Here is a 24292-nt window from a genome sequence, read left to right as displayed (position 1 = left end):
TCAACAAATCTTTACGCCAGCAGGCGGTGGACGGATCCCCACCCGTCCACCGCCGCTGTCATTCTGCCGGGCACGTCGGCGCTTCCCGGTGCGACCGACCGCCAGGCCCCGCAAAGCCCCCCACGGCCTTCGCGGAGCGTTTCGGTCGCACCGGAGTGTGCCCGGCGGAGTACAGGATTTCGGTTGTCACGCCCCCGCCGAAAGGGGTTTCAACTGTGGCCGAAAGGGCGTGGTGACAACGCGTGACGGCGTGCATACTCATGGAGCGGGGGGATTGCGGTTGCACAGGTGGGGGTTCGGTGCTGCGTATCCATTTCACTGGAGTGGACCTGGCACGCGTACGGATGGCAGGGCGTCCCGATGCGTTGTGGGAAACGATTCTGAGCTTTCACCGCTTAAGGGACCGGCGCGATGCCCGGTTGTTCGGTGAATGGCGTACGGAAACCCGGAGCAGGTTGAATAGTGAAACACGCACGCTCGGCATACTCATACCGAGTCGTGGCTATTTCCCCGATTTCTTGACCCCTGTGGAGGGGCAGTACGGGTGGGACGTGGGTCTCGACGCGCTGCGCGGGATCCGTCCCGAGCGCATGCGGCGCGAGCTGCAGCTGCTGGGCGCCGGTGCGCCGATGACCCCGCGGTTGCGGGAGTTCATGGACGCCGGCGACAAGCAGCTGCCACGGCTCATGGGCGAGCTCCGCGCGTACCACCGGGCCGCCGTGGAGCCGTACTGGACGCATATCCAGGCCCAGATCGAGGCCGAGCGCGCCGCGCGCGGCCGCGCCCTGCTGGACGGCGGCGCGGACGAACTGCTGGACTCGCTGCCGCCGATGCTGCGCTGGCGTGCCCCGGTGCTGGAGTGCGACTACCCCGTGGACCGTGACGTACGGCTGCGGGGGCGCGGGCTGCTGCTCCAGCCGTCCTTCTTCTGCCGGCGCACCGCGGTGACCCTGCACGACCCGGAGCTGCCGCCGGTGCTGGTCTACCCGGCCGCGGCGCAGTTGGCCTCGGCACCGGCCGGGGGCGAGGCGGCGCGGCCCGTGGAGGAACAGCGCCAGCGCACCCTGGGGAAGCTGGTCGGGCACACCCGCTCGGTGGTCCTGAGGGCCATAGGGGACGGCGCGACCACCAGCGAGCTGGCCCGCCGGGCCGGGGTCTCGCTGGCCTCCGCGAGCCAGCACGCCTGCGTGATGCGGGAGGCGGGGCTGGTGACCACGCTGCGGCGGGGGAACGCGGTGCTGCACACCGTGACGCCGCTGGGGGCCGCACTGCTGAAGGGCGGGGCCGTGGCGTCGTGACGCGGCCGCCGCACCCCTGCGGGGTCGCCCGTGGGGGTGCGGCCGGTTGTGCGGGTGCGGCGCCGTTGCCGGGGCTCCGCACCGGACCCCGCGCCTCGAACTCCCCCAGCTACCGCTGGGAGGTGCCCCCTGGCGGGGCTCAGGTGCGGAAGGGGCCCGTCACCTCGTAGGTGATGCCGCCGGACGAGCTGCCGCTCGTACCGCGCTGGCTGGAGAAGTAGAGCCGGTTGCCGCCGGGCGAGAAGGCCGGGCCGGTGATCTCGGAGGAGGACTGGCCGGTGATCCGCAGGAAGGGCGCCACCACGTCGTCCGGGGTGATCACGCAGATCTCCATGTTGCCGCCGTCCTCGGCGACGTACAGGTCGCCGTACGAGGACCCGGTGACGTTGTCGACGCCGGTCAGCGGGGCCGCGCCGCCGGGCACGAGCGAGTCGTCGTAGGCCAGCTCGTACGTGTCGTTCGCCAGGTTCAGCTGCCAGACCCGGTTGTCGCCCTTGGTGGTGAACCAGACGGTGTCGTTGGCGTAGTGGCAGCCCTCGCCGCCGTTGAACTTCTTCGAGCCCGAGACCTGGCTGCGGGTCGCGGTCGGGGAGCCGTCCGGGTCGGGGACGTTCTGCCAGGTGAAGGAGCCGGAGGTGGCCGTGCCGGCCTTCAGGACCTGGAGGGTGCCGGAGGAGAGGTTGCCCCAGGTGGTCGGGATGAAGCGGTAGAAGCAGCCGTTGGTCTCGTCCTCGGTCAGGTAGATCACCTGGCGCACCGGGTCGGCGGCGGCCGCCTCGTGCTTGAAGCGGCCCATCGCGGGACGCTGCACGGCCGCGTTCACCCCGTACGGGTCGGTCTCGTAGACGTAGCCGAGGCTGACCTCCTCGCAGGACAGCCAGGTGTTCCAGGGGGTCTTGCCGCCCGCGCAGTTCTGCCTGGTGTTGGACAGGATGCGGTAGGCGCCGGTGACGGTTCCGGAGGAGTTGAACCTCACCGCGCTCGCGCCGCCCGAAGGGTTGATCTCCGAGTTGGACACGTAGATCCAGCCCGAGCCGTCGGCGAAACACGCACCGCCGTCGGGGGCGCTGTGCCAGGCGTACGACGTGCCGCTGACGGTCTGGCCCGACCGGGCGATGACCCGGCTGGTGAATCCGCTGGGCAGCATGATGCCGTTGGCGTCGGCCGCGCCGAGCGCCCCGTAGGGGCCCGCACCCGGCTGGGCGGGGGCGGCGTAGGCGGCCCCGTGCATCAACGTGCCGCCGAAGGCGGCGGCGGACGAACCGATCACTGCGCCGCGCAGGAAGGTACGACGTTCCACGGTCACTCCTGTGGGAGGAAGGCCCCGCGGCCGGTCGGACACGGGGTCGCACGCGTGGAGGAACCTAGGAGGTGCCAGTTGCCGTGGCGCCAACTCCCCGTGACGCACGGGCGTCCGCCCGACGTGCAATCCGCCGGCCGCGGCGCGGCGCCGCGCACCGCGGGACTTTCCGCCCCGGGCGGGCCTCCGGTGCGGGAGGATGGTGGAGCAATGGACCACTTCGCCGCCGCCGACATCTCGGGCCGTGCCGACCTCGACGTCGTGCTGCTCCGCTTCTACACGGCCGCCTTCGCCGACCGGCGGATCGGGCCCTTCTTCACCGAACTCGCGGGCACGGACCTGGAGGTCCACCTGCCCCGGATCGCCGATTTCTGGGAGCGGGCCCTCTTCCGCACCGCCGACTACCGGCGCGACGCCTTCGCCCCGCACGCCTCCCTGCACGCGGTGCGCGAGCTGACCGCCGCCGACTTCGGCCGCTGGGTGCAGCTGTGGCGGGCCGCGATCGACGGACTGCACCGGGGGCCGAACGCCGAACGGGCCAAGGGGCAGGGGGAGCGGATCGCGCTGAACCTCCACCAGCGCCTCGCCGGGCCCGGGGCCTCGTTGCAGGGCACGGACGCCGTCGGCTTCATTCCGCTGGCGGCGCTGGAGCTGAGCCTCGCGCCAGTGGCCTGACCTGCGACTTCGCGGGCCGACAAGAAAATTCGAAGAAACTTCGCGGGGGAGCGATGAGTTTCCCGGGGACCCGTGGTCTACCTCTCGAAAGCACCGGACAGCACGCTCCGGGCACCGCACACGGGAGAAGAGGGACCTCGATGTCCGCCACCATGATCTTCGTCAACCTGCCGGTCAAGGACCTGGACGCCAGCAAGGCCTTCTGGAGCAGGCTGGGCTACTCCTTCAACGCCCAGTTCACCGACGAGAACTGCGCCTCGATGGTCATCAGCGACACCATCGTCGCGATGCTCCTGACCGAGGCCCGCTACAAGGACTTCACCCACAAGGAGATCGCGGACGCCACGAAGACGTCCGAGGTGCTGCTCTGTCTGAGCGCCGAGAGCCGCACCGCGGTCGACGAGCTGGTGGACGGGGCCCTGGCGGCCGGTGCCACCGAACCCCGGCCCGCCCAGGACCACGGCGTCATGTACGGCCGTGCCTTCGACGACCTCGACGGTCACACCTGGGAAATCATGTGGATGGACCCGTCGATGGTCCAGGGCTGATCACGTTCCACCCCGCGGCCGGGCGGTCACGAGGGCACGGCTTCACGAGGTCACGAGGTCACGAGGTCACGGCGGTCCGCACCGGGTAGGTCCGGACCGCGGTCTCCTCGTCGTCCAGGCAGCGCCCCGACTCCAGGTCGAAGCGCTGCTTCAGCAGCGGGGACGCCACGAAGGGCCGGCCCCCCGCCGTCCCGACCAGCCCCCGCGAGAGCACCTGCGCCCCGGTGAAGGGGTCCTGGTTGCCGATGGCGTACGGGCGCCCCGCGCGGTCGACGAACACCGCGGCCTGGCTCCCGTCGGGCAGTAGCGCCGCCACCCCGCGCCCGGGGATGAGCGAGGACAGCTCGCACACCGTCAGCCAGCCTTGCGCAACCTGCAGTTCCACGGTCATCGGACGGGTCCTCCTATGGTCAGGACGGCCAGGTCGGGCTTGACCTGGTCGCGCTCGGGGACGAACTTGACGGTCGGGTCGGGGGCGCCGGGCGCGTTGACGAAGGACACGAACCGGCGCAGCCGCTCCGGGTCCTGGAGCGTCTCGGCCCATTCGTCCCGGTAGTGCGCCACGTGGTCGGCCATCAGGGCCTCCAGCTCCGCGCACAGTCCGAGCGAGTCGTGCACGACCACGTCCCGCAGGTGCGCGAGGCCCCCCTCCAGCCGCTCCAGCCAGGTGGAGGTCCGCTCCAGCCGGTCGGCGGTGCGGATGTAGAACATCAGGAACCGGTCGATCAGCCGGACCAGTTCCGCGTCCGACAGGTCCTGGGCCAGCAGGTCGGCGTGGCGCGGGGTGGCCCCGCCGTTGCCGCCCACGTACAGGTTCCAGCCACTCGCCGTCGCGATGACGCCGAAGTCCTTGCTCTGCGCCTCCGCGCACTCGCGGGCGCAGCCGGAGACCGCCGACTTGAGTTTGTGCGGGGCGCGCAGTCCCCGGTAGCGGAGCTCCAGGTCGATGGCCATCCGGACGCTGTCCTGGACCCCGTAGCGGCACCAGGTCTGCCCCACGCAGGACTTCACCGTGCGCAGGGCCTTCCCGTAGGCGTGTCCGGACTCGAAACCGGCGTCGACGAGGCGGGCCCAGATCCGCGGGAGCTGGTCCACGCTCGCCCCGAAGAGGTCGATCCGCTGGCCGCCGGTGATCTTCGTGTAGAGGCCGAAGTCACGGGCCACCTCGCCGATCACGATCAGCTTGTCGGGGGTGATCTCACCGCCGGGGATGCGCGGGACGACCGAGTAGGAGCCGTTGCGCTGCATGTTCGCGAGGAAGTGGTCGTTGGTGTCCTGGAGGGCGGCCTGCTCCCCGTCCAGGACGTAGCCGCTGGCCCCGAGGGTCGGGGCGAGCGAGGCGATGATCGAGCCGATGGCGGGCTTGCAGACCTCGCAGCCGTCGCCGCCGCGGGCCTCCGGGCGGCCGTGGCCGTCGAGGATCTCCTCGTACGAGGTCAGCCGGCGGGTGCGGACGATCTCGTAGAGCTCGGCCCGGGTGAAGGGGAAGCAGCCGCACAGCCCCTTGTCGGCGGCGGCCGGCAGCAGCTGGCCGATCACCTTGACGCAGGAGCCGCAGCCGGTGCCCGCCTTGGTGCACTTCTTGACCTCGGCGAGGGTGTCACAGGCGGCGATGGCCTTCTTGGTGACGTTGTGGCAGGAGCAGATCACCGCGTGGTCGGGGAGCGCGGACGGACCGAGCGCGACCGGGGCACCGGCCCCGGCGGGCAGCACCAGCTGCTCGGGGGACACGGGCGGGACGCTTCCGGTGAGCGGGCGCAGCAGCCCGTAGGCGTCCGCGTCGCCGACCAGCACCCCGCCGAGGAGGACGCCGTCGGGGGAGACGACCAGCTTCTTGTAGACCCCGGAGCGGGAGTCGGACCAGACGACGTCGAGGCTGTCCGGGGTGGTGCCGTGGGCGTCGCCGAAGGAGGCCACGTCCACGCCGAGGAGCTTCAGCTTGGTGGAGAGGTCGGCCCCGGTGAACTCCTTCGCGCGGCCCAGCAGGTCGTCGGCGGCCGTCTCGGCCATCTCGTAGCCGGGGGCGACCAGCCCGTAGACCCGGCCGTCGACGGCGAGGGCGCACTCCCCGATGGCGTAGACGTACGGGTCGGAGGTGCGGCAGCGGGCGTCGACCGCGATGCCGCCGCGCTCGCCGACGTCCAGTCCGGCGTCGCGGGCCAGCTGGTCGCGGGGGCGGACGCCGGCGGAGAAGACGACGAGGTCGGTGTCGACGGTGGAACCGTCGGAGAGCCGCATTCCGCTGACGTGTCCGTCCTCGCCGGTCACCACCTCCTGGGTGCCGACGCCGGTGTGGACGGTCAGCCCCATGGACTCGATGGTGCGCAGCAGGGCCGCGCCGCCGCCCTCGTCGACCTGTACGGGCATCAGGCGCGGGGCGAACTCGACGATACGGGTGGCCAGGCCCAGCCCCTGGAGGGCGCCGGCGGCCTCCAGTCCGAGGAGACCGCCGCCGACGACCGCGCCGCAGGCGCGGCCCTTCGCGTACTCCTCGATCGCGAGCAGGTCCTCGATCGTGCGGTAGACGAAGCAGCCGGGGGCGTCCTTGCCCGGGACCGGCGGCACGAAGGGATAGCTGCCGGTGGCCAGCACGAGGACGTCGTACGGGAACACCTGCCCGGACCGGGAGGTGACGCTGCGGGCGGCCCGGTCGATGTGCTCGGCCGGGTCGCCGAGGTGGAGGGCGATGCCGTGCTCCTCCATGAACCCGGCGGGCGTCATGGACAGGTCCTCGGCGGTGCTGCCGGAGAAGTACGAGGTCAGGTGCACGCGGTCGTAGGCGGGCCGGGGCTCCTCGCAGAGCACGGTGATCCGGTGCGTGGCGGTGACCCCGCGCTCGGCGAGCGCTTCGAGGTAGCGCTGGCCGACCATGCCGTGCCCGATGAGCACGATCGTGGGCAGGGGCTCGGTCATGTCAGTGGCCTCCGTCGTCGGTGAGCAGGTGGAACAGGTCGTGCGGTGGTTCCCCGCCCTCCCACGTGCGGGCGAGGGCCCCCACGGTGGAGAGCTCGCCGAGCAGGACGCCGCCGACGAGGCGGTCGCCCCGCAGGACGACCTTGCGGTAGGTGCGGCGGGTGGCGTCGGCGAGGCGGACCACGTCGTCGCCGGGCAGGGGGGTGGTCTCGCCGAAGGCGGCCAGGTCGAGGGAGCCTTTCGCGCCCGGCAGGGTGAGGCGGGTGAGGGCGCGGGTGCCGGTGTAGGGGGTGGGCCGGCCGGTGAGTGTGGCGGCCAGGGCGTCGGCCTGCTCCAGGGCGGGGCCGGCCAGGCCGTACACCTGGCCGGCGTGCTCGGCGCAGTCGCCGATGGCGTGGACGCGGGGGTCGCCGGTGCGGAGGTGGTCGTCGACCACGATGCCGGTGCGGACCTCCAGCCCGGCGGCCCGGGCGAGGCCGGTGCGGGGGCGGACGCCGCAGGCGAGCACGACGACGTCGGCTGCCATCCTGTAGCCGTCGGCGAGCTCGACCCCGGTCACTTTGCGATGTCCCTGCGCGGCGCCGATGCTGGGGCTCCGCCCCGGACCCCGCTCCTCAAACGCCGGAGGGGCTGGATCTTGCCCGGCCTCGCCAGGGGGCACCTCCCAGCGGTAGCTGGGGGAGTTTGAGGCGCGGGGGGCCGGGGGCAGAGCCCCCGGCAGCGGCACGGCAGACGTGAGCAGGCCGCGGACCCGGCATTCCGTGTGGATCTCGACGCCGAGCGAGGTCAGGTGCGCGTGCAGCAGGGCGGAGGCGTCCGCGTCCAGCTGGCGCTCCATCAACCGCTCGCCCTGCTGGGCCAGGACCACCTGCGCGCCGCGCACGGCCAGTGCACGGGCCGCCGAGACGCCCAGCAGGCCCCCGCCGATCACCACCGCGCGGACCCCGGGACGCACGGCCGCCGAGAGCGCCAGGCAGTCGTCCATCGTGCGGAAGGCGTGCACCCCGTCCGGGAGGTCCCGCCCCTCGGGCTCGAACAGCCCGCGCAGCGGCGGGAGCACCGCGTTCGAACCCGTGGCCAGTACCAGCGCGTCGTACCGGGACACCGAGCCGTCGTCGCAGTGCACGGCCCGCTCCGCGCGGTCCACGCGCACCGCCCGCACCCCGCGCCGCAGCACCGGGCCGGGCGCCGGGAGAGCCGTCACCTCCGGGGCGTACCGGCCCGCGAGGACCTCGGCGAGCAGGACCCGGTTGTACGGCACGTGGGTCTCCTCGCCGAGGACGGTCACGGCCGCGGCCGGGCCGAGCCGCTGCGCGAGCCGCAGGCCCGCGAGGCCGCCGCCGATCACCACCACACGCTGGTCCGAGGTCATGCCACGAGCGTGCGGGGCCGCTGTTTCCCCGCGGCATCGCCCCTGTTACCCGGACGGAACGCCGACCTCAGCGCCCGGGTTAAGGGTCGGTGAGGCCTTGCTCAAGGCCTCCTTAAGGGTCGTCAGGGCCGCCACCTGCGCCCTTAGCGTGATCCGTATGCGGAATGCGGTGGTGCGGGTGAGGGGCGGGATGCTGGGCGGTGCGGGGGTGGTGACCCTGCTCTGGGCGGCGCAGGTGCGGCCCTCGGCCCGGCCCGACGCGCTGTTCGCCACCGCCGCGCACCTGTCCGGTCTGCTCGCCGGGTACGGGGTGCTGGTGCTGCTGTTCCTGATGGCCCGGGTGCCCGCCGTGGAGCACGGGGTCGGCGCCGACCGGCTCGCCCGCTGGCACGCCCTCGGCGGCCGGTACGTCCTGCTGCTCGTCTTCGGGCACGCGCTCTTCGCCCTGTTCGGATATGCCGTGCACGAGGGGATCGACGTGGTCTCGGCCGCCTCGGAGCTGCTCGGTTACCCCGCGCTCGCCGCGGCGGCGGCCGGGACCGTCCTGCTGGCCGCAGTCGGCGTGACCTCCGTCCGGGCGGTACGCCGCCGGGTGCCGCACGAAACCTGGCGCGGGGTGCACCTGCTGGTCCACCTCGCCGTCGCCCTCGCCTTCGGGCACCAGCTCGCCGGGCCCGATCTGTCCGCGGTCGCCTGGTTCTGGGCGCTCGCCCACAGCGTGGTCGCCGTCCTGCTGCTCTGGTACCGCGCCGTGGTGCCCGTACGGCAGGCCCTGCGGCACGCGCTGCGGGTCGCGGACGTCCGGGTCGAGGGGCCCGGGGTCGTCTCCGTCGTCGTCTACGGACAGCACCTCGCGGAACTGCGCGCGGAGCCGGGCCAGTTCCTGCGCTGGCGGTTCCTCCAGCGGCGGCTGTGGCACACCGCCCTGCCGTTCTCGCTGTCCGCGCCCGTCCGGGGGAACGCGCTGCGGATCACCGTGAAGGGGATCGGCGGCCACTCCCGCCGGATCCGCCGGCTGCGTCCCGGCACGCGGGTGCTGGCCACCGGGCCGTTCGGCGCGCTCACCGCCGCCCGGCGGACCCGGCCCAAGGTGCTGCTGATCGCGGGCGGGGTCGGGATCACCCCGATGCGGGCCCTGTTCGAGACGCTGCCCGGGGGCCCCGGGGACATCACCCTGCTCTACCGGGCCGGGGCCGAGGAGCACCTCGTGCTGCGGGCCGAGCTGGAGGCCATCGCCGCCGAGCGGCAGGCCGCTCTGCACTACCTGCTCGGACCGTCCGGTGCGGCCTACGACCCGCTGGCCCCGCAGGCGCTGGCCGCGCTGGTGCCCGACCTGGCCGAGCACGACGTGTACCTGTGCGGGCCGCCGGGGATGGCCGGGGCGACCCGGGCCGCGCTGCTGCGGGCCGGGGTGCCGGCCGGCCGTGTCCATTCCGAGTGCTTCACCTTCTGAGCCGCGTTTCCCGAGGAGTCACCGCCCCATGCGTCACCCGTTGCACGTCGCCCTCTCCGTTCCCGTCGGCGCCGAGGCTCCCGCGGCGGTGGCCGTGGCCCGGCACCTGGCCCGGCACCGCAGGCCGCGGCGTCCCTCGCCGGTGCGGGCCGCCCTGGCCGCGCTGGCCTCCGTACCGCCCGCGCGGCGGCTGGCGGCGGGGCTGGGGGCGGCCAGTGTGCTGGCCGCGACCGTGCTGACGGCGACCGTTGAACCGGCGGCTCCGGTGGCCCCGGACCGCGTGCCGGCCCGGCAAAGCTCAACCTTTGCGCAAGTTTCGGGGAATTGAATGGTCACTGCACCGACAGCTCCATAGGGTCGGTTCGTGCCTGACATATCAACGACCATGATCATCGTCCTGTGCGTGGCCGCGGCCGCGGCCGGCTGGATCGACGCGGTGGTGGGCGGCGGCGGCCTGCTGCTCCTGCCCGCGCTCCTCCTCGGCCTGCCGAACGCCCACCCCGCCACCGTCCTCGGCACCAACAAGGCCGTGGCCATCGTCGGCACCGCCGGGGCGGCCGTGACGTACGTCCGCAAGGCCCCGGTGAACGTGAAGCTGGCCGTCCGCATCGGCCTGGCCGCCCTCGCCGGCTCGATGGGCGGTGCCGCGCTCGCGGGCGGCATCAGCAAGGACGCGCTCCGCCCGCTGATCATGGTGGTGCTCGTGATCGTCGCGGGCGTCGTGATCTTCAAGCCGGGCTTCGGCACCGCCCCCTCGACCGCGCCCGTCAGCCGCCGGCGGGTGCTGCTCGCCATCGGCCTCGCGGGCCTGGGCATCGGCTTCTACGACGGCCTCATCGGGCCCGGCACCGGCACCTTCCTGGTGCTCGCGCTCACGGCGCTGCTCCACCTCGACCTGGTCACCGCCTCCGCCACCGCCAAGATCGTGAACTGCTGCACCAACGCCGGAGCGCTCGCGATGTTCGCCTACCAGGGCATGGTGCTGTGGCAGCTGGCCGCGCTGATGGCGGTGTTCAACCTGGCCGGCGGCATGATCGGGGCCGGCATGGCGCTCAAGAAGGGCAGCGGCTTCGTCCGCGGCGTGCTGCTGACGGTGGTGGGTGCGCTGGTGCTCAAGCTCGGCTTCGAGCAGTGGGGTTAGACAGCCCTAGTAGGTCCCGGTGAGGTGCGCGAAGACCACCACGTTGCCGCGGTAGCCCGTGCGCGGCGAGAAGCCGCCGCCGCAGGTGATCACCCGCAGCTCGGCGCGCGCCGAAGGCCCGTACACGCGGGTGTCGGGGAAGGCCTTGGCGTCGTACACCTCGACCGCGTGCACCGTGAACACCGCCGTACGGCCGTCCGCGCGCGGGATCTCGATGGCGGCCCCGCGGCGCAGCGCGCCCAGGTGGTAGAAGACCCCCGGCCCGGCGGCGTCGTCCACGTGCCCGGCGATGACGGCCGTGCCGGTGGCGCCCGGGGTGGTGCCGTCGCGGTACCAGCCGGCCAGGTCGCGCCGGTCCGGCGGCGGCACTTCGAGGCTGCCGCGCGGATCCAGCCCGAGCCCGGTCAGCGGGGCGTCGACCCGGATGGAGGGGATCCGGATCCGGGCCGGCGGGGAGCCGGGGAGCGGGGCGATCCCGGGGCCCACCACACCGGCGGCGGTCAGCGACTCCGCGGGGGAGGGCAGTGGCGGTCCGACGGGCTCGCGCGAACCGCTGGTCACCAGCCAGATGCCGACGCAGGCGGCGAGCGCGACGAGTCCGCCGTGGCGGGCGGTGGGGGTGCGGACGGCCCGGCGGGCCGCTCGCCCGGGGTGCGCTGCGGATCCGGGGCGGTCGCGGCCCCGCGCGCCACCGAAGTCGCCACCCATGCGTACCCCCTCGGCTTCCGTTTCGGGGTGACTGGCCGTCGCCCGGCCCCGCGAACGGGGGGACCTCGCGGGGCGGGCGACGGGGGACGGTACCGGTCGGACCGCGGCCGGAGCCGCGGTGGGCGTCCGTCAGCTCCGCGTGCCGCTCGCCCGGCGACGCAGGAGCCAGGTACCGCCGACGGCGGCGGCGGCCAGCACGGCCACCCCCGCCGCGATCTTGGCGGGGTCGGTGGTGGTGGTCGTGCCACCGCCCACCCCGGTGTTGACGTGGCCCTGCGGGCCACGCTCGGTGACGGTCAGGTTGCCGGTGGCGAACTTGCCGTTCGCGCAGGTCGCCCCGATGCCGTAGGTGCCGCCGCGGGTGCCGTGGGCGATCTGGAACTGCCCCACGACCACCTCCTTGTGGGTGCCCGGGACCAGCTTGAAGCGGCCGCCGCCCACCGTGGTGGCATCGCCGTCCGCGTGGCTGCCGCTGCCGCAGGCGCTGGTGTTCACGGTGACGGTGGCGCCGGGGGCGGCGGACTTGGGCCACACCTCCAGCGGCGCGAAGTCCCCGGGCGCGAAGCCCACCACACCGAGGTCCGCGGCGGCGACCGCGCCGGCGACCGGCCCGGTGAACGCGGCGGCGGTCAGCGCGGTCGCGGTCAGCAGGTGTGCGGTACGTCGGCGCATGGGGACTCTCCTGGAGACACGGGGTCGTGCTTCCGAGGAAACCCGGCCCGCCCGCCGGCCGCCTGCTGATGTTCCGTCAGGTACGCCTTTCCGTCGCCCGCCCGGGGGTCTTCCTCGCAGGTCAACATCGGTGCCGCGGTCATCGGAGCGACCCGCGCCGTCCGGGTGACTCCGGCGGTGCGTACCGTGGTGGGGCGCGCGGGAGGGCCGGGACGCACACCCGGCCCGCGCGCCGCCGCGCCATATCCGAGGGAGGGCCCCGTGACATCGGTCGAACGGCTTCCGGACCCGAGCGATCCGCTCCCGTTCTTCGTCTACGGGACCCTGCGCCCGGGCGAGGTCAACCACGACCTCTTCCTGCGGGGCCGCACGGCCTCGGAGGAGCCGGCCGTCCTCCCGGACGCGGCGCTCTACGACGGCCCCGGATACCCGTACGCGGTCCACCGCCCCGGCACGTCGGTCGTCGGCGAGCTGATCACGGCGGCGCCGGGCGCGTACGGGAAACTGCTCGCCGCGCTGGACCAGCTGGAGGAGTACCAGGGCCCGGGCCGTCCGGGGAACATGTACGACCGGATCGCCCGGCCCGCCCTGCGCCCCGACGGCACCACGGTCCGCGCCTGGGTCTACCTGGCGGCTCCGCTGATCGCCCGCGACCTGCGGGAATCGGGCAGCGAGATCCCCGGCGGCGACTGGTTCGCGCGCCGCTGAACCGTCGCTACAAGCCCTCGGCGCCGCGGTTGCGCAGCCGCTGCCCGTACTGCTGGAGCACCCAAAGCTCCTCCTGGACGGCCGCCAGTTGCTCCGGCGGGGCCTGTGGGCCGAGCCGCGACAGCGTGCCCTGGATCTCGTGGACCCGGCGGTCCACGGCGCGCAGCCGCACCTGGACCAGCTGGACCCCCGCGTACATCTCGTCCACCGTCTTCGCGTGGATGGCCTCGACCGCCAGCTCCGTGACGAGCGCGCGCACCGTGTCGTTCGGGGCGGCCTCGCGGACTCGGGCCAGATAGTCCTCCGCGCCGAGCGCGGCGCCGCCCGCGTCCAGGATCGCCTGGCGCACGGCCGCGTACGGCGGGGCGGTGAACTCGTCCATCCCGTACGCGTCGAAGGCCGGGGAGACCAGGGCGGGCCGCTGGAGCGCGAGCTTGAGCAGTTCGCGTTCGGTGCGGTGGGCCGGGCTGCGCAGGTTCAGCGCGGGACCCCCGGCCGGCTGGGCGGGGGGCGCGGGAACGTCCTCGTAGGACGGGCGGCCCCGCTGCGGCTTCCCGCCGGGCCGGCCGGCCTGCGGTCCGTCGCCCTGGCCGCGCTCGCGGGCCCAGCGCGCCAGCTGCGCGACCCGCTTGACCACGAACTGCTCGTCGCGGATGCCCAGCATGCCCGCCAGCTGGACCGCCGACTCGTGCTGGATCGCGATGTTCTTGATGTTGGCGACGACGGGCGCGGCCTCGTCCAGGGCGGCCGCCCGGCCCGCCGGGTTCTCCAGGTTGTGCCGGGCGACGATGTGCCGCAGCGCGAACTCGAACAGCGGCGTGCGGGCGTCCACCAGGCCGACGACGGCCGCGTCGCCCTGTGCGAGGCGCAGGTCGCAGGGGTCCATGCCGCCGGGGGCGATGGTGATCGAGGTCTCCGCGGCGAACTTCTGGTCGTCCTCGAAGGCCCGCAGGGCGGCCTTCTGGCCCGCCGCGTCGCCGTCGAAGGTGAAGATCACTTCGGCGGTGGCGTTGTCCATCAGCAGTCGGCGCAGAATCTTGATGTGGTCCCCGCCGAAGGCGGTGCCGCAGGTCGCGATCGCGGTGGTGACCCCGGCCATGTGGCAGGCCATCACGTCCGTGTAGCCCTCGACGACCACGGCCCGGGAGGTCTTCGCGATCTCCTTCTTCGCCAGGTCGATGCCGTACAGCACCTGGGACTTCTTGTAGATCGCGGTCTCGGGGGTGTTCAGGTACTTCGGGCCGTTGTCGTCGTCGCGCAGCTTGCGCGCGCCGAAACCGACCACCTCGCCGCTGATGTCGCGGATCGGCCACATCAGCCGGCCGCGGAAGCGGTCGATCGGCTTGCCGCTGCGGCTGTCCTGGGCGAGCCCGGAGGTGATCAGCTCCTTGTCGCTGAAGCCCTTGCCGCGCAGGAATCGGGTCAGGTGGTCCCACCCGGCCGGGCTGTAGCCCACGCTGAAGTGCGCGGCCGCGGCCTGGTCGAAGCCGCGCTCCGCCAGGAACTTGCGGCCGATCTCCGCCTCGGGGCTGCCCAGCTGGTCGACGTAGAACTGGGCGGCGGCCTTGTGCGCCTCGACCAGCCGGATGCGGTCACCGCGGCCGCTGGTGCCGGCGGTGTAGCCGCCCTCCTCGTACCGCAGGGTGATGCCGGCCAGGCCGGCCAGGCGCTCGACCGCCTCCGAGAAGGAGAGGTGGTCGATCTTCATGACGAAGTCGAGGGTGTCCCCGCCCGCCTGGCAGCCGAAGCAGTGGTAGAGGCCCTTGCTGGGGCTGACCTGGAAGGACGGGGACTTCTCGTCGTGGAAGGGGCACAGGCCCTTGAGGTTGCCGCCGCCCGCGTTGCGCAGCTGGAGGTACTCGGAGACCACGGCGTCGATCGGGACCGCGTCCCGTACCGCCTTCACGTCGTCATCATTGATCCGTCCTGCCACCCGTGAAGTCTACGGCCGGGCGCGGGCAATCCGGTCAGGCCCCCTCGGCCGGTACCAGGGAGTCGAGCGGAACGGACGGGTCCGCCAGCGCTTCTCGGTTGACCGCGGTCTTCGACCTGATCAGGGCCTGGATGTGCTCGGTGACGTCCCACACGTTCACGTTCATTCCGGCCAGGACCCGCCCCTGCGACAGCCAGAAGGCGATGAACTCCCGCTTGCCCACGTCCCCGCGGATCAGCACCTGGTCGTAGCCGCCGGCCGGCGCGTACCCCGAGTACTCCAGGCCCACGTCGTACTGGTCCGAGAAGAAGTACGGCACCCGGTCGTAGCCGACCTCCTGGCCCAGCATGGCCCGCGCGGCGGCCGGGCCGCCGTTGAGCGCGTTGGCCCAGTGCTCCACCCGCAGCCGGGTCCCGAGCACCGGGTGGTGGGCGGCGGCCACGTCCCCGACCGCGTAGACGTCCGGGTCGTTGGTGCGCAGGGAGGAGTCCACCGCGATCCCGCCGCCGTGCTCCCGGTCGACCAGCGCCAGCCCGGCGGTCTCGGCGAGCGCCGTGCGCGGGGCGGCCCCGATCGCGGAGAGCACCGCGTGCGCCGGGTGCTCCTCCCCGTCGTCGGTACGGGCGGCCAGCACCATGCCGTCGTGGCCCACGATCTCCGTCAGCCGCGCCCCGAAGTGGAACCGCACCCCGTGATCGGCGTGCAGGTCCGCGAAGAGCCGGCCGATCTCCGGGCCGAGCACCGCGTGCAGCGGCGTGGCCTCCGGTTCGACGACGGTGACCTCGGCGCCGTAGCCGCGGGCCGCCGCGGCCACCTCCAGCCCGATCCACCCGGCGCCGGCGATGAGCAGGTGCCCGTTGTCCCGGCCGAGCCCGGCCAGTACGCCCTTCAGCCGCTCGGCGTGCGCGAGGCGCCGCAGGTGGTGCACCCCGGCCAGGCCGGTGCCGGGGATGTCCAGGCGGCGCGGCTCGGCACCGGTGGCCAGCAGCAGCTTGTCGTAGTACAGGACGGTGCCGTCGCCGAGGACCACCTTCTTGGCGTCCCGGTCGAGCTGGACGGCGGGCTGGCCGAGGTGCAGCTCGATGTCGGCGGCCGCGTACCAGGACGGCTCGTGGACGAAGACGCTCTCCCGGTCGTCCTTGCCCGTCAGGTAGCCCTTGGACAGCGGGGGGCGTTCGTAGGGGTGGTCGCGCTCGTCGCCGATCAGGATCACCCGCCCCGTGAACCCCTCGGACCTCAGCGTTTCGGCCGCCTTCGCCCCGGCGAGCCCCGCTCCGACGATGACGAATGTCCGGTGTGCGTCGACCACCTGATGCCTCCTCATAACCTCGCCGCCACATGCGAGCACATGCGAGCGTCCCGCACCGAGCCTGCCGCGTGAAGGGGGAGTGGCTCGATCAGCTCACCTTTCGGCGCGTCGGCCGCGCCGGGTGAGGCGTGCGTGAAGGGAACGGGCGGATGCGTCGGTGAGGCACGCGATCTGGTCGATGACCGCCCTTTTCCTGGCCTTGTCGTCCGGGGCCGCGTCGAAGATGGCCCGGAACTGCGGGTCCAGCCCCTCGGGGGCGCGTGCGCTCAGCGCCTCCGCGAGTTCGGCCAGGACGATGCGCTGGTCGGCGCGGATCCGCTCCTGCTCGTCGCGCTGCATCACGTACAGGTCGGCGACCGCCTTGAGGACCGCGCACTCGTTGCGCGCCTCGCGCGGGATCACCAGTTCGGCACCGTACCGGGTGAGGCGGCCGGAGCCGTACGCCTCACGGGTGGCTCCCTCGGCGGCCAGGCAGAACCGGCCGATCAGCTGGCTCGTGGCGTCCTTCAGCCGGGACTGGGCGACGGCCGAGCCGTCGTACCCGTGCGGCCACCACTCCTGCTCCATCAGACGGTCGAGGGCGGCCCGCAGCTCCTCGGGAGCGGTGTCGGCGGGGACGTACCGGCCGATGGCCACCTGCCAGATGGCCGTGCGCTCGGGCTCCGCGTGGAGCATGTTGGGGTCGAGGTGGCCGGCGTGCAGGCCGTCCTCGAAGTCGTGGACGGAGTACGCGACGTCGTCCGCCCAGTCCATGACCTGGGCCTCGAAGCACTTGCGGTCCGAGGGCGCGCCGCGGCGCAGCCAGGCGAAGACCGGCAGGTCGTCCTCGTACGCGCCGAACTTCACCGAGTCGGGATCGGTGGGGTGGTCCCCGCGGGCCCACGGGTACTTGGTGGCGGCGTCCAGGCAGGCGCGGGTGAGGTTGAGGCCGACGCTGACCAGCTCCCCGCTCGCCGGATCGGGCACGAACCGCTTGGGCTCCAGGCGGGTCAGCAGGCGCAGCGACTGGGCGTTGCCCTCGAAGCCGCCGCAGTCCTTGGCGAACTCGTTGAGCGCCTCCTCGCCGTTGTGGCCGAAGGGCGGGTGGCCCATGTCGTGGGAGAGGCAGGCGGCTTCGACGAGGTCGGGGTCGCAGCCGAGCGCGGCACCGAGCTCCCGCCCGACCTGGGCGCACTCCAGCGAGTGGGTCAGGCGGGTGCGCGGGCTCGCGTCCCAGTCGTAGGAACGGCTGCCGGGCGTGACGACCTGGGTCTTCCCGGCGAGGCGGCGCAGCGCGGCCGAGTGCAGCACACGGGCGCGGTCGCGCTGGAAGGCGGTCCGGCCGGGCCGTTTGTCGGGCTCGGCGGCCCAGCGTTCGGTGTCGGCCTCGTCGTAGGGCCCGTGGTGGTCGTCGGTCGGGGCGTGCGTGGTGCCTTCCATGACCAGACGATAACCGGAAGCTCTGACATATCGGGATCAGGCGGAGAGCAGTTCCGGCCGCGCCAGGTCGAGGGGGAGGGTACGGGCTTCGTCGTAGCGGTGCAGCAACAGGCGGGCCAGCGCCGGGTGGTCGCCCAGCGGAGCGGCGGCGGGGCCCGGCGCGGCCGCGGCGCTCTGGGCGGCGAACCGGCCGGGAGCGGCGAAGTACGAGGCCACGGCGATCCGGTGGTGACCGCGGGCCGCGAGGGCCCGGACCGCCTCCGGCGCGCTCGGCGCGGCGGCGGAGGCGTAGGCGGGGGTCACCGGGACACCGCCGAGGCGCTCGCTCAGCAGGGCGGCGGTGCGGCGGGTGTCGGCCGCCGCGTCCGGGTCGCGGGAACCGGCGGCGGCCAGCACGACGGCCGAACCGGGGACCGGGGCCCAGCCGGTCTCCAGGAGCCGCTCGTACAGGGCCTCGACGAGCAGCGGGTGCGGGCCCAGCGGGGCGGCGACACGGGTGAGCAGGTGGCCGGCCCGGGCGGCGGCCGCGGGCAGATCGCGCTTGACGTGGTACCCGCGGCCGAGCAGCAGCGGGACGAGCACGGCCGAGCCGGACAGGCCGTCCAGGGTGTCGTCGAGCAGCGGCTCGTTCAGCTCGATGTGGCCGAGCCGGACGTCGAGCCGGGGGCGGAGTTCACGGACCCGTTCGAGGAGGGCGAGGGCGGTGTGCAGGGCGCGCGGGTCACGGCTGCCGTGGGCCACGGCGACGAGGGTGGGCTGCATGGGCGGACTCCGGGTCGGCGCAGGCCGCTGAGCTGGGTGCCCAGCTGGAGGGTGATGCGGCCGAGCAGCTCGGCCGTGCTGTCGAAGGGGAGGGCGGGAAACTCGGGAGGGTGCACCGGCTCCGTCATGAACCGATCCTCCGCTCCGCAGGTTGCCGGTGCGTTGCGCGGGGATGACGGGTCTTTGCCGTGTGCTCACAGGGCGGCCGGCGCGGCTGTTCGGAGCCTGCGCGGCCGGCGGCGGCCTCGCCGCGGATCGGCCTCCGGGCGAACCGCGCGGCGCCGGTACGCGTCCTGACCAGCGGACGAGCAGCCGAGACACCAGGGGATGGATGATGCGCCGACCGCGCCTGCCGAGAGTCGAGTGGAGCCGGGCGGTGGCGGCGCTGCGCAGCGTACGGACCCGGCGGCGGGCGGTGCAGGCCGTCATGGCGGGCTGCGTGCTGGCGCTGCTGCCCTCGGCGTGGATGCACGCCGTGGCCGCCGACCGGCTGCGGACCACGGCGGACGCGCCCGCCACCGAGGTGGCCGTGGTGTTCGGCGCGGGCCTGCTGGGGACCCGGCCCACGCCCTACCTGGCCGACCGGCTCGACGCCGCGGCCGAGCTGTACCGCACCGGCAAGGTCAAGGTCGTCCTCGTCACCGGGGACAACGGCCGGCACGACTACGACGAGCCCGACGCGATGCGCACGTACCTCACCGCGCACGGGGTGCCGGACGGGCGGATCGTCAGCGACTACGCGGGCTTCGACACCTGGGACTCCTGTGTGCGGGCCAAGGAGATATTCGGCGTGGAGCGGGCCGTGCTGGTCACCCAGGGCTTCCACATCCGCCGGGCCGTCGCCCTGTGCCAGGCGGCGGGCCTGGAGTCGTACGGCGTCGGGGTGGCCGACGTGCACGACGCCACCTGGTACTACGGCGAGACCCGCGAGGTCTTCGCGGCGGGCAAGGCGGCGCTGGACGCGGCCTTCAAGCCCGCCCCGCGCTTCATGGGGCCGAAGGAGGAGGGGGTGTCGCGGGCCCTGGACGCTCTGGCAGACTGACGGCGTCGGTTATTTCGATTAGTCATATGCCGGTCAGTCCGTGTGAGAGCGTCTGGGGTGTGGAACCGTGGCTGTTGTGGATCTGAGCGGCAAGGTCGTCGTCATCACCGGTGGAGCCCGGGGCCTGGGCGCCGCGGCCGCGCAGGCCGTCGTGGACGGCGGCGGCCGGGTGCTGATCACCGACGTGCTGGAGGCGGAGGGCGCGGAGACGGCCGCGAAGCTCGGCGGCGCGGCGCGTTTCGTCCGGCACGACGTGACCAGCGAGGCCGACTGGCAGGCGGCCCTGGACCACGCGGTCGCCGAGTTCGGCCGCATCGACGGCCTCGTGAACAACGCGGGCATCTCCACCGGCCAGTTCCTGGAGCACGAGAGCGTCGAGCACTTCCGCCGGGTCGTCGAGATCAACCTGGTCGGCGTCTTCATCGGCATCAAGGCCGCGATCCCGCTGCTGCGCGCGAACGGCGGCGGGTCCATCGTCAACATCTCCTCCGCCGCCGGCCTGACCGGCCTCGCGCTGACCGCCGGGTACGGGGCCTCCAAGTGGGGCGTGCGCGGCCTGTCGAAGATCGGCGCGGTGGAACTCGCCGAGGCGGGGATCCGCGTCAACTCCGTCCACCCCGGCATGACCCTCACCCCGATGACCGCCCCGATCGGCATCCGGGCGGGCGAGGGCAACTACCCCGGCGCCCCGCTCGGCCGAGTCGGCGTCCCCGAGGAGATCGCCGCGGCGATCGCCTTCCTCCTCTCCGACGCCGCCGGCTACATGACGGGCGCCGAACTCGCCGTCGACGGCGGCTGGACCGCCGGCCTGACGGTGAAGTACCTGACGGGCCAGTGACCCGCCGGGCGCTCCTGCCGGACGGCCGTATATTCGCGTGCCGGCGCAGGGGCGCCGGGCTACCGTCCGCCCATGGAACCGGACGCCCCGGCATCGGACGGACCCCTCGTACGCGACGTCTTCCCCGACCTGACGGCGCAACTCGTGCGGCTGCTGGAGGCGGAGGGGGAGCCCTGGCTCGCCGTCTGCGCGTACGACCTCCGCCTGCTGGCGGAGTGCGACTGCCGGAACGACTTCTGCCAGAGCTTCCGCACCCACCGGCATCCACCCGGCACCCCCTACGGCCCCGGTCACCGCACGGTGGCCCTCGACCCGGGCAACGGGTTCCTGAACCTGGACGTCGTCCGCGGCCGGATCGTGTACGTCGAGCTCGTCGACCGGCCCCCGCTGCGCCGGGCCTCACCGCAGCCGTCCGGCGGCGCTGAGGCGGAGCACTCCGACTTGTAACCCGCAGCGGCGGCCGGCGTAACACCGCCGACCCACGCTGGACCGCATGCACACCTCCGCCTCCGCCACCGACACGCACTGCCCGTACTGCGCCCTGCAGTGCGGGATGAGGCTGCGCCCCGAACCGGGCGGCGCCACCGTGGCGGTGGAGGAGCGGGCCGATTTCCCCGTCAACCGGGGCGCGCTGTGCGGCAAGGGCCGTACCGCGCCCGCCGTGCTCTCCTCCCGGGTACGCCTGACCGAGCCGCTCGTCCGCACCCACGCAGGGCGGCTGGAGCCGGCCACCTGGGAGGAGGCCCTCGACGCCGTCGCCGAGGGGCTCGCCCGTACCGGCCGCGCGTACGGTCCCGACGCGGTCGGCGTCTTCGGCGGCGGCGGGCTCACCAACGAGAAGGCCTACGCGCTCGGGAAGTTCGCCCGCGTCGCCCTGCGCACCTCCCAGATCGACTACAACGGCCGCTTCTGCATGTCCTCGGCCGCCGCCGCCCACCAGCGGGCCTTCGGGCTCGACCGCGGCCTGCCCTTCCCGCTGGCGGACGTCCCGCGCACCGGCTGCGTGATCCTCGTCGGCTCGAACCCGGCCGAGACCATGCCGCCCGCCCTGCGCTACTTCACCGAGCTCAAGGCGAACGGCGGCACCCTGATCGTCGTCGACCCGCGCCGCACCCGCACCGCCGAACAGGCCGACCTGCACCTCGCCCCGCGCCCCGGTACCGACCTGGCCCTCGCACTCGGCCTGCTGCACCTGATCGTCGCCGAAGGCCGGACCGACGAGGAGTTCATCGCCGCCCGCACCACCGGCTGGCAGGAGGCCCGGGCCGCCGCGATGGCCCACTGGCCGGAACTGGTCGAGCGCATCACCGGGATACCGGTCCCCAGGCTCCGCGAGGCCGTCGCCCTGTTCTGCGCCCCGGAATCCGCCATGGTCCTCACCGCCCGGGGCCCCGAGCAGCAGTCCAAGGGCACCGACACCGTCAGCGCCTGGATCAACCTGTGCCTGGCCACCGGCCGGGCCGGCCGCCCGCTGTCCGGCTACGGCTGCCTCACCGGGCAGGGCAACGGCCAGGGCGGCCGCGAGCACGGCCAGAAGGCCGACCAGCTCCCCGGCTACCGCAAGCTCACCGACCCGGCGGCCCGCGCCCACGTCGCCGGGGTCTGGGGCGTCGACCCCGACAGCCTCCCCGGCCCTGGCCGCAGCGCCTACGAACTCCTTGACGCCCTCGGGACGGACGTGAAGGCCCTGCTCCTGATGGGCTCGAACCCGGTGGTGTCCGCCCCCCGCGCCGCCCACGTCGAGGACCGCATCCGCTCCCTGGACTTCCTCGCGGTGGCCGACGTCGTCCTCTCCGAGACCGCGGCCCTCGCGGACGTGGTCCTCCCGGTCACCCAGTGGGCGGAGGAGACCGGCACCACCACCAACCTGGAGGGCCGCGTCCTGCTGCGCCGCCGGGCCCTGACCCCGCCGCCGGGGGTCCGCGGCGACCTGGACGTGCTGCACGGACTCGCCGCCCGCCTGGGCGTCGAGAAGGGCTTCCCCACCGAGCCGGAGGAGGTCTTCGAGGAACTGCGCCGCGCCTCGGCCGGCGGCCCCGCCGACTACTCGGGCATCACCTACGACCGGATCGAGACCGGACAGGGCGTCTTCTGGCCCTGCCCCGAAGGCTCCGCCGGGACCGAGCGGCTCTTCCTCGACCGCTTCGCCACCGACGACGGCCGGGCCCGCTTCGTCCCCGTCTCCCACCGGGACGCCGCCGAGGTCCCCGACGCGGACTACCCGCTGCTGCTCACCACCGGCCGGGTCGTCGCCCAGTACCAGTCCGGAGCCCAGACCCGCCGGGTGGACGAGCTCAACGCGGCCGCCCCCGGCCCCTTCGTGGAACTCCACCCGCGGCTGGCCGCCCGGATCGGCGCGGTCGACGGCAGCCCCCTCGCCGTGACCTCCCGCCGCGGCCGGGCCGTCGCCCCGGCCCGCATCACCGACACCATCCGGGCGGACACGGTCTTCATGCCCTTCCACTGGCCGGGCGAGGGCCGCGCCAACACCCTCACCAACCCGGCCCTGGACCCCACGTCCCGCATGCCGGAGTTCAAGGTCTGCGCGGTCCGCGTCGAGCCGGCCTAGGCGTCTCGGGGGCCTCCGCGAAGGTCGGGGCCAGGGCTGCCACCAGGCGCCGGGCGTAGTCCTCCTCGGAGTCGGAGAGCTGCGGGTACTCGGCGGCGAAGTGGCGCCACTCGTCGCCGACGTTCCCGTACGCGGCGATGTCCGCCGCGGTCACCCCAGGGTTCGGCAGCGGCTGCTCGGGCGCCAGCCGGAAAACCTGGTCCAGCAGCGGGTACGGCAGCGGATACCGCTCGGCGAGCAGGACGGCGTCGTAGAGGTCCTTGCCCTGCGGATGGGAGTCGCCCACGAGCCACAGCAGCTTCCAGGCCAGGGACAGCGCGGGCGAGGCGGCCAGGAGCACGGCCCCGCAGGAGAGTTCGACGGGCTCGGGCTCCTCGGGGAGCCGCTCGTTGAACACGAAGTCGAGCTGGACGTGTCCTGCCGGCAGCCCCGCTACCTGCCAAGGCAGCACCATCCGCATCCCCGGCACCCGGTCGTACGTCCAGATGTCCTCGCAGACCATCCCCGAGTCCTTGACCCCGGCCCGGCCGGCCGCGCCGGCCGCGATCTCCTCCAGCATCCGGGCCGTCCGCCCGTCGTCGATGTTCCAGCTCCGCGGTACGACCACGAAGTCCAGGTCGCCGGGTTCCCGCGCGGCGTCCCCGAACCAGTCGGCGAGAAGCACGCTCCCGCGCAGCACCAACGAATCCCCCCACCGCGATTCCGACACCGCGTGGAGCACGGCGTCCAGTGCCGACCGTCGCGCCGCCCGCCACGCGGCCGTCCGCGCGGCGTCGTCGAAGACCGGGTCACCGGCCCGGTAGGCCCGCCGGAACTGCTTCAACGAAGGGTCGAAGAGGGCCGACTGGCGCAGGTCGTCCCCCGCCACCGGCCGCAAGGTGCGCGGCAGCGCCCGCTCGGCCCGCACCGCCTCCGTCAACGGCTCCCGGGGCAGTTCGCAGTCCTGCCAGTCGAACCGGCTCCACGTGTTCATCGCGCCCCCGCCTCGATCCACCCGTCGTCGACCGACAGGTCGCTGTCGTACAGCACGAACTCCCGTTCCTCCGAACGGACTTCGTACCCGGCCGCGCCGAGCGCCGCGACCAGCGCGTCGCAGGCCGCCCCCGCCTCCGCAGCCGTGCCGCGCCACCGCTGGGTCACGAACCGCTCCTGCGCGCCCCCGGCCGAGGCCCGGCGGGCGTTCCAGGACAGGTGGGCGCCGTGCGGGACGACCAGGGACTCCAGGGCCGCGCGGTCGAAGTCCGCGGGCAGCAGCAGCTTCAGGTGGTGCTCGAAGTAGCCGCCGCCCGGGCCGGGGGAGTCCGTGGTCCACGGGACCGTCTCCACCTTGACCCGGACCGGGTCGAAGCCGGCCGCCCGCAGCCGCGGCACCAGCCGTTCGTGACCCGTGCGGTCCGGCAGGGTCAGCATCGGCTGGGACACCATCCGGCCGCGGGCCAGCAGGATGTGCGTGACCTTCAACTCCCGTGCCCCGGCCCACGCGTCGAGGCGCGCCAGCTCCGCCGCGTCCGCGCAGCGCACCGTCACATGGGTCTCGTACTCCGCCATGGAGTCGATCATCTCGGACATGTGTCCGAGCCGCATCGGGATTCCCGCCGGGGGGTAACCATCCGGTCACGCACCGGACTCAGA

22 protein-coding genes and 1 pseudogene are annotated in these 24292 nt (G+C 73.6%); 11 read left to right on the top strand and 12 right to left on the bottom strand.

Features of this window, described 5'->3' with window-relative positions:
- The first annotated feature begins 299 nt into the window (after nucleotides 1-299).
- A complete protein-coding gene (locus ACXNSR_RS13290) occupies nucleotides 300-1298 on the top strand; it encodes an ArsR/SmtB family transcription factor (RefSeq protein WP_458642261.1) in 999 nt (332 codons plus the stop codon).
- 139 nt (nucleotides 1299-1437) lie between these two features.
- Here the strand turns inward: ACXNSR_RS13290 and ACXNSR_RS13285 are convergent, their stop codons facing one another.
- On the bottom strand, nucleotides 1438-2598 hold the full coding sequence (locus ACXNSR_RS13285; RefSeq protein ID WP_458642260.1) for an alkaline phosphatase PhoX: 1161 nt from the start codon (nucleotides 2596-2598) through the stop codon (nucleotides 1438-1440).
- Nucleotides 2599-2808: 210 nt separating this feature from the next.
- On the opposite strand from ACXNSR_RS13285, the gene ACXNSR_RS13280 reads away from it, so the two are divergent.
- Together ACXNSR_RS13280 and ACXNSR_RS13275 are read left to right on the top strand one after the other, a co-directional pair.
- Entirely contained in the window at nucleotides 2809-3273 is a 465-nt protein-coding gene (locus ACXNSR_RS13280) for a group III truncated hemoglobin (RefSeq protein WP_458642259.1), read from the top strand.
- Nucleotides 3274-3413: 140 nt separating this feature from the next.
- Nucleotides 3414-3821: a VOC family protein gene (locus ACXNSR_RS13275; RefSeq protein ID WP_382506383.1), complete on the top strand. Its 408-nt coding sequence runs from the start codon at nucleotides 3414-3416 to the stop codon at nucleotides 3819-3821.
- A 58-nt stretch (nucleotides 3822-3879) separates the two neighbouring features.
- Here the strand turns inward: ACXNSR_RS13275 and nirD are convergent, their stop codons facing one another.
- The 3 genes from nirD to ACXNSR_RS13260 are packed head-to-tail and all read right to left on the bottom strand — an operon-like array spanning nucleotide 3880 to nucleotide 8106.
- Nucleotides 3880-4212, bottom strand: a complete 333-nt coding sequence (gene nirD / locus ACXNSR_RS13270) for a nitrite reductase small subunit NirD (RefSeq protein ID WP_030715551.1) — start codon at nucleotides 4210-4212, stop codon at nucleotides 3880-3882.
- Entirely contained in the window at nucleotides 4209-6734 is a 2526-nt protein-coding gene (gene nirB / locus ACXNSR_RS13265; RefSeq protein WP_458642258.1) for a nitrite reductase large subunit NirB, read from the bottom strand. The genes nirD and nirB overlap by 4 nt, the downstream gene beginning before the upstream one ends.
- A gap of 1 nt (nucleotide 6735) precedes the next feature.
- Nucleotides 6736-8106: an NAD(P)/FAD-dependent oxidoreductase gene (locus ACXNSR_RS13260; protein WP_458642257.1), complete on the bottom strand. Its 1371-nt coding sequence runs from the start codon at nucleotides 8104-8106 to the stop codon at nucleotides 6736-6738.
- A 157-nt stretch (nucleotides 8107-8263) separates the two neighbouring features.
- Between ACXNSR_RS13260 and ACXNSR_RS13255 the strand changes: the two genes are divergently transcribed.
- From ACXNSR_RS13255 to ACXNSR_RS13245, 3 genes are read left to right on the top strand one after another with little or no spacing between them, the layout of a single operon-like run.
- Nucleotides 8264-9559 carry a ferredoxin reductase family protein gene (locus ACXNSR_RS13255; RefSeq protein ID WP_458642256.1) on the top strand — a complete coding sequence of 432 codons (1296 nt, stop codon included), beginning with the start codon at nucleotides 8264-8266 and terminating at the stop codon, nucleotides 9557-9559.
- A gap of 28 nt (nucleotides 9560-9587) precedes the next feature.
- Entirely contained in the window at nucleotides 9588-9887 is a 300-nt protein-coding gene (locus ACXNSR_RS13250; protein WP_458642255.1) for a hypothetical protein, read from the top strand.
- Nucleotides 9888-9923: 36 nt separating this feature from the next.
- Entirely contained in the window at nucleotides 9924-10700 is a 777-nt protein-coding gene (locus ACXNSR_RS13245; protein ID WP_458642254.1) for a sulfite exporter TauE/SafE family protein, read from the top strand.
- Between the two features lie 6 nt (nucleotides 10701-10706).
- Here ACXNSR_RS13245 and ACXNSR_RS13240 read toward each other — a convergent pair whose 3' ends face one another.
- Both ACXNSR_RS13240 and ACXNSR_RS13235 read right to left on the bottom strand, forming a co-directional pair.
- A complete protein-coding gene (locus tag ACXNSR_RS13240) occupies nucleotides 10707-11408 on the bottom strand; it encodes a class F sortase (protein WP_458642253.1) in 702 nt (233 codons plus the stop codon).
- A 129-nt stretch (nucleotides 11409-11537) separates the two neighbouring features.
- A complete protein-coding gene (locus ACXNSR_RS13235) occupies nucleotides 11538-12080 on the bottom strand; it encodes a hypothetical protein (protein WP_458642252.1) in 543 nt (180 codons plus the stop codon).
- 261 nt (nucleotides 12081-12341) lie between these two features.
- Between ACXNSR_RS13235 and ACXNSR_RS13230 the strand changes: the two genes are divergently transcribed.
- Nucleotides 12342-12788 (top strand): gamma-glutamylcyclotransferase family protein, encoded by a 447-nt coding sequence (locus tag ACXNSR_RS13230; RefSeq protein WP_458642251.1) that lies wholly within the window; start codon nucleotides 12342-12344, stop codon nucleotides 12786-12788.
- 7 nt (nucleotides 12789-12795) lie between these two features.
- On the opposite strand, the gene dnaG is transcribed toward ACXNSR_RS13230, so the two are convergent.
- The 4 genes and pseudogenes from dnaG to ACXNSR_RS13210 all read right to left on the bottom strand — a co-directional run bounded on the left by dnaG (nucleotide 12796) and on the right by ACXNSR_RS13210 (nucleotide 18339).
- The gene (dnaG, locus tag ACXNSR_RS13225; RefSeq protein WP_458642250.1) at nucleotides 12796-14721 is read right to left on the bottom strand and encodes a DNA primase; all 1926 of its coding nucleotides are present in this window, start codon (nucleotides 14719-14721) and stop codon (nucleotides 12796-12798) included.
- A gap of 34 nt (nucleotides 14722-14755) precedes the next feature.
- Nucleotides 14756-16030, bottom strand: a complete 1275-nt coding sequence (locus ACXNSR_RS13220) for an NAD(P)/FAD-dependent oxidoreductase (protein WP_458642249.1) — start codon at nucleotides 16028-16030, stop codon at nucleotides 14756-14758.
- 93 nt (nucleotides 16031-16123) lie between these two features.
- Nucleotides 16124-17449, bottom strand: a complete 1326-nt coding sequence (locus ACXNSR_RS13215; RefSeq protein WP_458642248.1) for a deoxyguanosinetriphosphate triphosphohydrolase — start codon at nucleotides 17447-17449, stop codon at nucleotides 16124-16126.
- A gap of 36 nt (nucleotides 17450-17485) precedes the next feature.
- Nucleotides 17486-18339 (bottom strand): annotated as a pseudogene (locus tag ACXNSR_RS13210) (sirohydrochlorin chelatase).
- Nucleotides 18340-18545: 206 nt separating this feature from the next.
- Between ACXNSR_RS13210 and ACXNSR_RS13205 the strand changes: the two are divergent.
- From ACXNSR_RS13205 to ACXNSR_RS13190, 4 genes are all read left to right on the top strand, one after another.
- Nucleotides 18546-19253, top strand: a complete 708-nt coding sequence (locus tag ACXNSR_RS13205) for a SanA/YdcF family protein (protein WP_458642247.1) — start codon at nucleotides 18546-18548, stop codon at nucleotides 19251-19253.
- Between the two features lie 67 nt (nucleotides 19254-19320).
- Nucleotides 19321-20091, top strand: coding sequence for a glucose 1-dehydrogenase (locus tag ACXNSR_RS13200; protein ID WP_458642246.1), 771 nt, complete (start codon nucleotides 19321-19323; stop codon nucleotides 20089-20091).
- 72 nt (nucleotides 20092-20163) lie between these two features.
- Nucleotides 20164-20538 (top strand): hypothetical protein, encoded by a 375-nt coding sequence (locus ACXNSR_RS13195; protein ID WP_458642245.1) that lies wholly within the window; start codon nucleotides 20164-20166, stop codon nucleotides 20536-20538.
- Between the two features lie 46 nt (nucleotides 20539-20584).
- Nucleotides 20585-22660, top strand: coding sequence for a molybdopterin oxidoreductase family protein (locus tag ACXNSR_RS13190; protein ID WP_458642244.1), 2076 nt, complete (start codon nucleotides 20585-20587; stop codon nucleotides 22658-22660).
- On the opposite strand, the gene ACXNSR_RS13185 is transcribed toward ACXNSR_RS13190, so the two are convergent.
- Nucleotides 22626-23633 carry a nucleotidyl transferase AbiEii/AbiGii toxin family protein gene (locus tag ACXNSR_RS13185; protein ID WP_458642243.1) on the bottom strand — a complete coding sequence of 336 codons (1008 nt, stop codon included), beginning with the start codon at nucleotides 23631-23633 and terminating at the stop codon, nucleotides 22626-22628. The genes ACXNSR_RS13190 and ACXNSR_RS13185 overlap by 35 nt on opposite strands.
- Nucleotides 23630-24229 (bottom strand): hypothetical protein, encoded by a 600-nt coding sequence (locus tag ACXNSR_RS13180; protein ID WP_458642242.1) that lies wholly within the window; start codon nucleotides 24227-24229, stop codon nucleotides 23630-23632. The genes ACXNSR_RS13185 and ACXNSR_RS13180 overlap by 4 nt, the downstream gene beginning before the upstream one ends.
- Nucleotides 24230-24292: the final 63 nt, after the last annotated feature.

It is taken from the genome of Streptomyces sp. NC-S4 (assembly GCF_054353315.1).
The sequence above is the reverse complement of the archived record's forward strand: the minus strand, read 5'-3'. Positions and strand labels throughout refer to the sequence as shown.

What these genes read in the sequence shown, in the direction of transcription:
- ACXNSR_RS13280 (WP_458642259.1), top strand. Translation starts at nt 2,809, where the DNA reads ATGGACCACTTCGCCGCCGCCGACATCTCGGGCCGTGCCGACCTCGAC.
- ACXNSR_RS13275 (WP_382506383.1), top strand. Translation starts at nt 3,414, where the DNA reads ATGTCCGCCACCATGATCTTCGTCAACCTGCCGGTCAAGGACCTGGAC.
- nirD (WP_030715551.1), bottom strand. Translation starts at nt 4,212, where the DNA reads ATGACCGTGGAACTGCAGGTTGCGCAAGGCTGGCTGACGGTGTGCGAG.
- nirB (WP_458642258.1), bottom strand. Translation starts at nt 6,734, where the DNA reads ATGACCGAGCCCCTGCCCACGATCGTGCTCATCGGGCACGGCATGGTC.
- ACXNSR_RS13260 (WP_458642257.1), bottom strand. Translation starts at nt 8,106, where the DNA reads ATGACCTCGGACCAGCGTGTGGTGGTGATCGGCGGCGGCCTCGCGGGC.
- ACXNSR_RS13255 (WP_458642256.1), top strand. Translation starts at nt 8,264, where the DNA reads ATGCGGAATGCGGTGGTGCGGGTGAGGGGCGGGATGCTGGGCGGTGCG.
- ACXNSR_RS13250 (WP_458642255.1), top strand. Translation starts at nt 9,588, where the DNA reads ATGCGTCACCCGTTGCACGTCGCCCTCTCCGTTCCCGTCGGCGCCGAG.
- ACXNSR_RS13240 (WP_458642253.1), bottom strand. Translation starts at nt 11,408, where the DNA reads ATGGGTGGCGACTTCGGTGGCGCGCGGGGCCGCGACCGCCCCGGATCC.
- ACXNSR_RS13235 (WP_458642252.1), bottom strand. Translation starts at nt 12,080, where the DNA reads ATGCGCCGACGTACCGCACACCTGCTGACCGCGACCGCGCTGACCGCC.
- ACXNSR_RS13215 (WP_458642248.1), bottom strand. Translation starts at nt 17,449, where the DNA reads ATGGAAGGCACCACGCACGCCCCGACCGACGACCACCACGGGCCCTAC.
- ACXNSR_RS13205 (WP_458642247.1), top strand. Translation starts at nt 18,546, where the DNA reads ATGCGCCGACCGCGCCTGCCGAGAGTCGAGTGGAGCCGGGCGGTGGCG.
- ACXNSR_RS13195 (WP_458642245.1), top strand. Translation starts at nt 20,164, where the DNA reads ATGGAACCGGACGCCCCGGCATCGGACGGACCCCTCGTACGCGACGTC.
- ACXNSR_RS13190 (WP_458642244.1), top strand. Translation starts at nt 20,585, where the DNA reads ATGCACACCTCCGCCTCCGCCACCGACACGCACTGCCCGTACTGCGCC.
- ACXNSR_RS13185 (WP_458642243.1), bottom strand. Translation starts at nt 23,633, where the DNA reads ATGAACACGTGGAGCCGGTTCGACTGGCAGGACTGCGAACTGCCCCGG.
- ACXNSR_RS13180 (WP_458642242.1), bottom strand. Translation starts at nt 24,229, where the DNA reads ATGTCCGAGATGATCGACTCCATGGCGGAGTACGAGACCCATGTGACG.